This is a genomic window from Fibrobacter sp. (assembly GCF_017551775.1).
GTDB lineage: Bacteria > Fibrobacterota > Fibrobacteria > Fibrobacterales > Fibrobacteraceae > Fibrobacter.
The window spans coordinates 1-9,898 of sequence record NZ_JAFZKX010000023.1; the positions used below are offsets into that span (position 1 = coordinate 1).

Sequence of the window (9,898 nt, forward strand, 5' to 3'; positions counted from 1 at the left end):
CACCCGGTTCCTGTACTTGTTTTTCAACTCCGGGATCGTATCAAACAATTCTAGGCTGCTCTTGCCCTTCAGGTATCCCATGAAACTTGATACCGAGAGTTTTGGCGGTATCGCCACCAGCATATGTATATGGTCGGGGCAAACTTCCGCCTCGATTATTTCCACACCCTTCCATTCGCTCAGTTTCCTCAGAATCTTCCCCACGATTTCTCTCTTCTGATTGTAGAGTATTTTCCTTCTAAACTTTGGCGCAAACACGATATGATACTTGCAGTTCCATGTGGTATGTGCTGTCGATTTATTTCTATCATTCATTTTAAATCCTTTGAAATTGTTGTGATGCAGTTGGCAGACCGCATTTCAATAATAGTCAAAGGATTTTTTTCATGACCGCCAGAAGGCTTTTACGGAACTACCGGCGTAGCCGGTAGTTTTCTTATACACAAAAACAGGCGCAGCCCCGAAGGTCCACGCCTGCTTACACACAAAGAAAATTTGGTTACTAGCGGAAGTTCGCCGAAAGACTCGTGATCTCGCCCGGGTTAAACGTGCGGGTGGCATTCGTGTTGCCGTCGCTCCAGCCGGAGAACACGGCACCCGAAGAGGCTTCCGCGGTCACGGTCACGGGCACGCCCCTGTAGAAGTCCACCGTCATGGGGCTCTGGTCCAGCGGGAGGTTGTGCACGAGAATCCGGCCAGAACCCTGCGCCGAGAGCGTCACCGAGACGGCCTCGTTCACGCTGAAGAACTGCTGCATATCGCTCCGAATCGCCTGCTGGCGGTTCTGCGCGAACTCCTTTATCGTCTGGAGGTTGTTCGACATCGAAGAGGAATTGTAATTCCAGAAACCCGCATCACGGGCAGCCTCGGGCTCGACCTCGGACTGCATGTCGTTGATGCGCTTCAGGAGCCTGTCGGCAGAGAAGTTCATGGAAAGGAGCACGCAGAAGCGGTTCATGAAGGCCTTCTTGAAGCCGTCGTTCCCGAGCAGGCGACTCATGAGAATCGTATGTTCAGAAATAGAACCGCTGGTCGACTGCTGCTGTCCCTGCTGCATCCCCGGCATCATCATGCCCATGCCATTGCCCGTGCCGTTCGGATTGGTCACATAGCTAAACACGTTCCCGTTCTGCGTATTGTAGCTCACGCCGAAACCGAAGTCGGTATCGTACAGGAACCACTTCCACTTGCTCTTCTGGCTTGCGACGCGCCACTTCTTCACGTTGTTGTGCGGCCAGTCGCTATTGTTCAGGAACATTTCCGCCGACATGTAGTTCATGAAGTTGTCGACATCTATCTGGTCTGCAATTTTCTGGTAGTTCGCGTCGCTCGAAAGCTCGTTGCTCTGGAGCCAGTCTATCATCGCCTTGTAATCGGCCGCAGAACCGGCAGCAACTTCATTCGATCCGCTGGCCGTAGTCGCGAGAAGGTCGATGTCGTTCGGATCATGGCCGTACTTGGTCTCGTAGTAATACTCGTTATTACGTTCGCGCAAGTCATGTATGCCGTAATACTTGCCATTGTAGAACACGATGACATAGCGGCCGCGCTGGTAATCCACGCCAAGGCCTTCCGTCATCGACGTACCCAGACGGTCACGCACGTAGTCGTCGCCGCTGTTGTTTCCGAAGTTCCTGAGCGAGAACGCCTTGAACTTCTTGAGTTCCGGATATTGCGGGAAGAGGTTGTACTTGAGACGCTTGTCGCCGTATTCCTCGCGGAGCGTAATGGCGAACGACTTCTTTTCTTTAGCGCGGCTGTACTGCCCCGTAATCTTGTAGTCGCCCTTGATGGCGAACGCAGGCTTCTGCGGAGAGCCCTTTTCGAACAGTTCCACATACACCGGAAGTTCGCGGTTGCTCCAGAAGTTCGCTCCCTTCTTCGGGTCCATCATGGCAGCATTATTACCCGTCATGTAGAGGCCAGAATCCTGGCTGAACATCGAAAGCGGGTCGGTCGTCACGAACATGGTCGGGAGGGAGGGCATCTGTTCGAACACGTAAGTGCGGACGATTTCCTCGCTCGGGAACGAGCCCGTGGCAAAATTGCGGCAGCGCAGCACCATCGTCGAGTTGATGGTCAAGGACTGCTGCATCACGGGAGAATTCGTGGTAGGTTCGGTACCGCCCTGTTCGCAGCGCGTGCCCGCGGGGAACGTCACCGTAACCGCAGAAGAATAGAATCCGGAAGGAGGAATGTTCACCTCGCCGGACTGAGCCTGTTCCGCGAACACCTCGCCCGCCGTATTGCCGTAGGGCGAAGGAGCGGCGAAGCCCCACTTGCCCGCATTGTCACGGGACCAGGAAGCACCCGTCGGAACCGAGGAATAGGACACGGAATCAAGAATAGCGTTGCTCTCGTTGACCAGGAAGAGCGCACCAGAATTTTCGGCCTTGAACGTCGTATGCGGTTCATGGCCGCGCTTGCGGGCAATGTACGAAGTCACCATGAGGGTAGTCGTCTCGCTGCCCTGGGTTTCCGTCGCGAACGTGGTCGCCGAAACCTGCGAAAGCTTGACTCCGCTGGCATTTTCACCGAGGCGCACGTAGTACACAGCAGAGGAATCGCCCGTACCGCGGAGGTTCTTGCCGCTCCAGTCGCTCATCGCGTCGCCTTCCTTGAAGTTCAGGCGAATCTTGTGGTTCTTGGTGATGAACCCGCGCACCACAAGCTGATCGGCGCTGCTGGGCTTCGAGTTCGACTTCACCACCACGCGGGAATATTCACCGCCCTGGGCCACCTTCATCACGGCGCCCACCACATTCTGGCCACCGTCGCTATAGCACAGGGAAGACCTTCCGGGCAAGTTCGTCACGTTATCCGTAGAACCAGTCGCAGCACCCGCACCGGCGCCAGCTCCGGCACCTGCACCGGCACCACCCCAGTTACCACCGCCAAAGTCTCCCATACCGCCGCCCCAATCGCCCATGCCGCCGCCCCAGTCACCCATGCCGGGGAAAGCGCCGAAACCGCCAGCAGAGGCTTCGGAACTGCAATCCGTACCGATCATGTTCACGGAATCGGAAGGCGCGACATAGTCGGCGTAGTTCTTGCCCGAAAGGAACACGATCATGTAGCTCTTGGCGGGAATAGTCGCATTGCCGAACACCCAGCGACGCGGGAACTTCGCATCGTTACTGAGCGCGACGCCCTTGAGGCTCACGGGAGCGTCCGACGTGTTGTAGAGTTCAACCCAGCCCGGGTCATTGCCGTCGTTATCCTTGAAGTTCGCGTTCTCGGGCGAGACTTCGGAGAAAATCACCGGGAAATTGCCAACATAGGTGAGCGGAGTATCGACAGGAACCATTCCCGGATCTTCACCGGGAAGCGGGCCCTCATGCGAGCCGTCATTCTTTTTCGAAGAAGAAGACTGCAACGTCTGCGAATACGGGACATCGCCGAGCGACGAGCTCGATCCCCCAAACAGGCCATCACTGCCAGGAATAACTGTTCCACTGCTAAAAGGTTCTTCCAAACCGCCTTCGGAGCCTCCCGGTTCAACGCCAGAATCTCCAGAACATGCGACCAAGCCACAAACGAGGCCGAAACCAGCCACTCCCAATATTGATATTTTCCTGATATTCATGCCTCAAAAATAAGCCAAAAAACACCTTATTTCAAGAAAAAACGCAATTTACATGGGGTTTCGGGTACAAAAAACGGAGGCCGGCCGGACCTTTCTGGCCAATACGGGACTATTCATCCCAAAAAAGGATATATTAGAAGCATGAAGGCCTCTTCTCTCCTGTTTTTTGCCCTAGCCTCCGCCTGCATGGCGTGGGCCGGGCCGCTGTTTATCGGTTATTACCCCGACTGGGGAAAATGGCACAAGCCCGCCTACACCGTCGACAAGGTTCCCTACGAAAAGCTCACGCACGTATTGTGGAGCTTTATCACCCCGGACACCGACGGTTCGCTCCGCGGAGATGCCGCCGAAGACCCGAGCGCGCTTGACGAAATGGTCTCGCTCGCCCATGCCACCGGCACCAAGGTCATCGTCTCGCTCGGCGGTGGCGGACAGAGCGAAAACTTCGTGCCCGTAGCATCGAACGACGCCCTTCGCGGCAAGTTTATCGCGAACCTCGTGCAGTTCGTCGCCGACCACAACCTGGACGGGCTCGACATGGACTGGGAATGGGAATACCATCCCGTGCCCGACGCGGACACAATCGCCTACAACAAATTGCTCACCGAGCTCCGCGCCGCCCTCCCTAAAAACAAGAGCCTTTCCGCTGCGCTCCCCTGCTCGCCCTATTACGGGAATTTCTTCACGCCCGAAGTCCTCGTCGCAAACCTCGACTGGTTCGGGTTCATGACCTACGACATCACCGGTGACTGGGATGACAAGGCCATGTTCGACTCGCCGCTTTACCCGCACGACGGCTACACCACCTGGTCGTGGGAAGAAACCCGCGACTACTGGAAAAAACGCGGTGTCCCCACCGAAAAGATGGTCTTCGGCATTCCCTCCTTCGGGTTCGAATTCAAGGGAGCCACGGGCCCCGGCACCGACTTCACCAAGGGAACCGCAAAGCAGGTCGCGTACAAGGACATCGTCGCGAACACCGAATGGGAATACCATTTCGACAGCGTCTCCGTGGAACCCTACGGCATATCTTCAACCGGTTATATAACCTTCGAGGACCCGCATTCTTCCGCCGTCAAGAGCCGCTGGGTCAAGGAAAACGGCTACGCGGGCATCATGGTCTGGGAAGTCTCGCACGACTACATCGAAGGAGTCGGGAACCCGATTCTCGACAGCATCGCCGTGGTTCTCCGCGACGGATCGACAAACGCAATTTCGCATCGCAGGAACCGAGCCGCACCGCCGCCGCGTCTGCAAAAAGAGCAAGGCAGGCAGGTAGACGCACTCGGGAAACGGGTGCTCGGCAAATCACCGACAATCCGGCTGAACGTCAAATAATTTTTATAGATTTGGTACAACTTAATCTTTTCAAATGGAGTGTGGTATGAAAAATTTGGCTCTAGCATGCACAGCGGCATCTGCGCTGGCGATTCTTGCGACAAGCTCGTTCGCGGCAGACCGTTCCGTCGCGCTCAGCAAAAGCATCGAATCGCTCGAACCCATGAAGGGAATCGTCTTCTGGCCCGACCAGGCGAAAGACCAGAAGGACCTGCAAAAAGCGATCTCGCTGGAATTTTCGTACTGCCTCCCCTGCGCTGTTGTCACGGGGGAACGCGGTGGTAAAATCAGCTACGACTGGAGCAGTTTCGAAAAGATGCTCGACGACATCAAGAGCCGCGGGCACCAGGCAATCGTGCGCTTCCGCATCGAATACCCGGGCGAAACCATCAAGAACGCTCCCAACTGCACCGAGAATGTAAAAGGCGCGACAGCCGTTCCCAACTACTTCATGACAAACAGCAACTATATGGAGACCTTCTCCGAGGATCCAGGCGGAGACGGGCCCACCTATTACGCCGACTGGAGCAGCACGGCACTCCAGTACTTCTACAAACAATTCTACGCCGACTTCGCCGCCAAATACGACAAGGACCCGCGTATCGCCTTCGTGCAGGCCGGTTTCGGACACTGGGCCGAATACCACATCTACGGCACCAAACTTCAACTCGGCACAAATTTCCCGACCAAAGACTACCAGACCGAATTCCTGACGCACCTCGACACGCTTTTCAAGGAAACTCCCTGGAGCATCTCGATTGACGCAGCAGACAAGGCCTATACGCCCATCGCCGGGAACAAGACCCTGCTCGCGCTCGGTTTCGGGGTATTCGACGATTCGTTCATGCACGAAAAGCACGACATTTCGCAGGGCGAAGGCGACAACGAAAAGAACTGGATTGCCCTCGACACTACCCGCTGGAAGACCTCGCCCGCCGGCGGTGAAATCAGCTACTACGAAGACAAGGACCAACACGAGTTCCTGAACCCCGCCGGACTCTACGGCGTCACCTGGGAAAAGGCCGCCGAAAAGTACCACATGACGTACGTAATCGGCAACGACGCGCCCGAAGGCAAGTACGCCACCAAGAGCCGCGTGTACGAGGCCAGTTCCTACGCCGGTTACAAGTTCCAGATTACGGGCTACACGGTCAACAAGGTCTCGGCCGCCGTTCGCGTGAAAAACATCGGCATCGCCCCGCTGTACCACAACGCCTACGTGACCGTGAAGGGCGTGCGCAGTTCGGCATCGCTCAAGGGTCTCCTGCCCGGCAAGGAAGCCACGTTCACCGTCTCGGGAATCGAAATCGGCGACAAGGAATCGCCAGAACCGACCATCACCGGTGACAAGTTGCTGGAAGGCGCGACCATACCCTACAAGGCAAGCTTAGACGGGAGCGAAAAGCCCATCGAAGGAACCGTGGAAGAAGGGACAACCGTTATCGGGAAGGGCCGCATTTCCGACACACGCAACATAAGCACCCATCGAGCCATCGACCTTAAGGGTAGAAATGCGCCGAGTAAGGCCGCTCGCGGGGCGTATTACCCTGTGGTGAAGTAACGACTAATTCGTCAACTCAAGTAGTTTCTTAAAAGCTAGTCTGAACCATTTGGTATTGAATTCAGCCTTTACATCATCTGCCCAGTGGTTGTAATAACGCCACTGGCTAAAAATTGCATTTCCTAAGGCGCGATAATCCGTGCAAACAGCTAGTAATTCTTCGAACGTTTTTTCAGGCCCATTTTCAGGATTGTAATTGCAATGCTTTTTGAAACTTTCAAATGAATCCATTTCAAAGCCAAGATTTCGGCAATCTTCTTCAAAGCGGCCGCTCTCGATAATGTCATAAACCTTAGCACGGGTTTGATCCGCATCAATTTCGTCCAGCAATGAGCCCCAAGTTTCAACGAAGGTTTCAGCATCTGTCGTAACATCGAACCAATCGTAAGATGGCGTATTCGTCCGATAGAAAACATTCAGGACCTGATTGTGAAAAGCCTCGATAGCCTTTGACTCTTCTGTTTGGCCATAAATCATCCCCTTAAAATGCTTGCTCAAGAATTTATAGTGCGAAAAACCACCATCGCAAACGATATCGTCTATTTTTGAAGGCAACGCGGAAATACGTTCCCAATTTTCTTTTATCAGTTTCTTGACGGCATCGGCAGCCTCTTCGAATTTCCCTACATGAAAATACGCTTGATTGCAAGGATTTTCTTCAGGCAACGCTCCATCACAGACAACAAAGTACTGTACCGCATTTTTGATATAAACATTCCCATCACTATAGAGCAGTACACCCATATCAATTGTCTCGGGAGTATAAAAGCCTGCATCCATATGGCTTTCGAAAATGGTACGCCCACGAGGTTTCTTGAATTGAAGAGCATCCCCAAGCCCATAGTCCCTCGCAATTTCAATTTTTTCTTTAAAAGAGCAATGTTCAAAGAAGGCTATGTAGCGAGCGACATCCACTTCATAACCATAAGGTTCCCACTTACTGATATGCGCCGCCACAAATGACAAGAAGTTCTTTGCAGAATCCGAGGCACTTTCACTTGCAAATTGCTCGGCAATCCATGCACGGCCTTTGAAAGAATCCCTATACGGATCCTGCTGTTCGCCATGATAATAGCGGCAGTATTCCAAGTTCTTGTTTTCGTTATTCGCCAGCATAGGAGCCTCCTTTTTAGAGCCACCTATAAATATAGATTCAAATAGATGTCATAAAATGACTTTTTATTTTCATCCAAAGAAACCAAAGCCAAGACGTCATAATTTCCGTAAAACATCGTAAAAAAAATACATCATGGCTGTACAACAAACATTTCTTCCCAATAAGCAGAATCTAATTATCACTCTTGACTAAACAGGTTCTTCCAAGCTGACTCCATAGAGATTAATTGTTTGCTCGGATCCCTTATCAGCAATAGATTTACCCATAGCAGCCTCAATCACCCTCATAAGAGCTTTCGCTCGTCTAATAAAATAGCCCTCAAAATCATCGGCAACAAAGCAATCATAATCCACAAGATGTGATTCAACTCGATCTCGAAAGACCTCTTCATCGATTTCAGCTTTGCGTAAAACTCGTTTACTATAGACACTTGGAGCTTCTCCACCAATTTGTCGATTTGATTCAGGCAAAAGAGGCGTCTTGTTAATAATTGAATTCCACTTTTCCTTCTTATAACCCATCTTAACGCAATAAGCTTCTGGGAATATATGGTGTATATCCGGGGCTTCATCCATACTCTTAACAATATCAATTGTTGTTCCCCGAACAAAGTCATGGCATCGTTCCCTATATACAAGAGCCATAATTCCTTTATACGCAGCACTATTTCTTGTTTGCAGAGAAATTAAACGAGTTGCAGAGAAATACGCTGCATTAACAGTACGATTCTGGCTTACATTGCCACGAATTTCAGCAATAACATCTTCCATATCGTTAGCATAACGCGTTTCATTGGCGCCACCATACATTTCTCCCATTATGCCACACCAGAACCATTTACTCAAGATGTTTTGTGTCTGCGGCTGATTAAAGGATGTTTTACCAATCTCTGCACATATGGCCGCCAATGGGATAAGCTGTGTCGTGTACGGAAGATCTCGCATTCTAAAAACATATTGGCTAAATAAGAATTTCCGCGCCATCTTATACCCTTCAAGAAGGACATCTTTGTTAGCTAAATAATCTTCAAAAGATAACGAAAGAACATCTTTCTTTTTACATGTCGTCATCGTCTCCGCGTGATATGTGGAATATAGCGTCACTGCCGTTAGGAATGCCGTTTCATCAACACCAAACATCACATCCGTGTTAAGCGGCTCATTTTTCCCCCAAATGACATCCCGGCACTTTTCCCAGTCTTTACGCAAATCAAACTCATATGTTGCAAAACTAGCAGTCACCAACTCGAACACTGTCAAAGGAACGCCACCAGTGTTAACATTTTCAAAAACCTTGCAAACAGCTTCTCTCGGAGTTTCCTTGCCCAGTGTAATCACAGGTAATTTATAACCGGTAATCGTATCAAGCACATCCGTTCTAAACAGTTTGTACTTTTCCATGAAAGCCTTATCATAACCGTGATATTCTTTATAGCCATCCGCCCAGTCTTCACGTGCACCGCTGTCAAACACGATATTCAAAGGAAACATTTCATGTTCATATTCAAGATTTCTAGTTGATAAATCAAGAATGACATCACGATCAAAGTTCGCCTTTATTTTACGATCAGCAGGAACAGAGAACACTGCATCCTCACGATCCTCATTTTCATCAAGGCATTTCTTAATATCAAGATAATAGTACCGTTTGATATTTTTACCCTTTTCTGTAGTCGTATTTACCGGATCCTTGCAACATGTCGCACGATACATTGACGTGAGGCGCTGCTGTCCGTCAAGCACAAGATAATCAGGAACAACATCAGTTGCACAAACCCCTTCAATTGTTCGGTATTTAAATTTCACATTTTCGTTTCCATATGTTAGACGCATGATAGCCCCCATTGGATACCCCTGAGACAGACTTGCCAAAATACCAATGATTCGGTTATCATCCCAAGTCCAACTACGTTGGAATTCGGGAAGTTGGGTTTTACCAGATGCGACATCTCGCATAAGTTCACTCAATTCAGTATCCAACGATTTCGGCGCAATATTGATTGCCATAGTGTTCTCCAACTTCACTTTTGAAATGGGGCATAAATTTCGAAAACATCTTCACAACACTTAGTGAAAGCGAGTTTTTCAATGAAATATAAACAAAAAAAACGAAATGAAGTCATATGTGATATGTTACTAGGGGTTTTAGGGGCGGAGCCCCTAGGCGTGATGTGAACCCCAAAAGTTAGACACAACTTTAGAGGCTAGCATGACAAAAATACACACAGAAGAAGAATGGCAAAGAGTCCTCGACCTGCACAAGGAGGGTATGTTGCCTAGGGCGATAGCTCGCCTAG

6 protein-coding genes are annotated in these 9,898 nt (G+C 50.8%); 2 read left to right on the forward strand and 4 right to left on the reverse strand.

What is annotated here, in order from left to right; translation table 11 throughout:
• Both tnpA and IK012_RS02875 read right to left on the reverse strand, forming a co-directional pair.
• Positions 1-315: IS200/IS605 family transposase (gene tnpA, locus IK012_RS02870; protein WP_290950221.1), on the reverse strand; the 315-nt coding region annotated here is incomplete at its 3' end.
• Positions 316-502: 187 nt separating this feature from the next.
• Positions 503-3,586 (reverse strand): CotH kinase family protein, encoded by a 3,084-nt coding sequence (locus IK012_RS02875; RefSeq protein ID WP_290950223.1) that lies wholly within the window; start codon positions 3,584-3,586, stop codon positions 503-505.
• A 141-nt stretch (positions 3,587-3,727) separates the two neighbouring features.
• Between IK012_RS02875 and IK012_RS02880 the strand changes: the two genes are divergently transcribed.
• Entirely contained in the window at positions 3,728-4,924 is a 1,197-nt protein-coding gene (locus IK012_RS02880; protein ID WP_290950225.1) for a glycoside hydrolase family 18 protein, read from the forward strand.
• A 46-nt stretch (positions 4,925-4,970) separates the two neighbouring features.
• Positions 4,971-6,485 (forward strand): hypothetical protein, encoded by a 1,515-nt coding sequence (locus IK012_RS02885; RefSeq protein ID WP_290950228.1) that lies wholly within the window; start codon positions 4,971-4,973, stop codon positions 6,483-6,485.
• Positions 6,486-6,488: 3 nt separating this feature from the next.
• Here IK012_RS02885 and IK012_RS02890 read toward each other — a convergent pair whose 3' ends face one another.
• Together IK012_RS02890 and IK012_RS02895 are read right to left on the reverse strand one after the other, a co-directional pair.
• Positions 6,489-7,601 carry a hypothetical protein gene (locus IK012_RS02890; protein WP_290950230.1) on the reverse strand — a complete coding sequence of 371 codons (1,113 nt, stop codon included), beginning with the start codon at positions 7,599-7,601 and terminating at the stop codon, positions 6,489-6,491.
• A 189-nt stretch (positions 7,602-7,790) separates the two neighbouring features.
• Positions 7,791-9,608: a DUF262 domain-containing protein gene (locus IK012_RS02895; RefSeq protein WP_290950233.1), complete on the reverse strand. Its 1,818-nt coding sequence runs from the start codon at positions 9,606-9,608 to the stop codon at positions 7,791-7,793.
• Positions 9,609-9,898: the final 290 nt, after the last annotated feature.

What these genes read in the sequence shown, in the direction of transcription:
- IK012_RS02895 (WP_290950233.1), bottom strand. Translation starts at nt 9,608, where the DNA reads ATGGCAATCAATATTGCGCCGAAATCGTTGGATACTGAATTGAGTGAA.
- IK012_RS02885 (WP_290950228.1), top strand. Translation starts at nt 4,971, where the DNA reads ATGAAAAATTTGGCTCTAGCATGCACAGCGGCATCTGCGCTGGCGATT.
- IK012_RS02875 (WP_290950223.1), bottom strand. Translation starts at nt 3,586, where the DNA reads ATGAATATCAGGAAAATATCAATATTGGGAGTGGCTGGTTTCGGCCTC.
- IK012_RS02890 (WP_290950230.1), bottom strand. Translation starts at nt 7,601, where the DNA reads ATGCTGGCGAATAACGAAAACAAGAACTTGGAATACTGCCGCTATTAT.
- IK012_RS02880 (WP_290950225.1), top strand. Translation starts at nt 3,728, where the DNA reads ATGAAGGCCTCTTCTCTCCTGTTTTTTGCCCTAGCCTCCGCCTGCATG.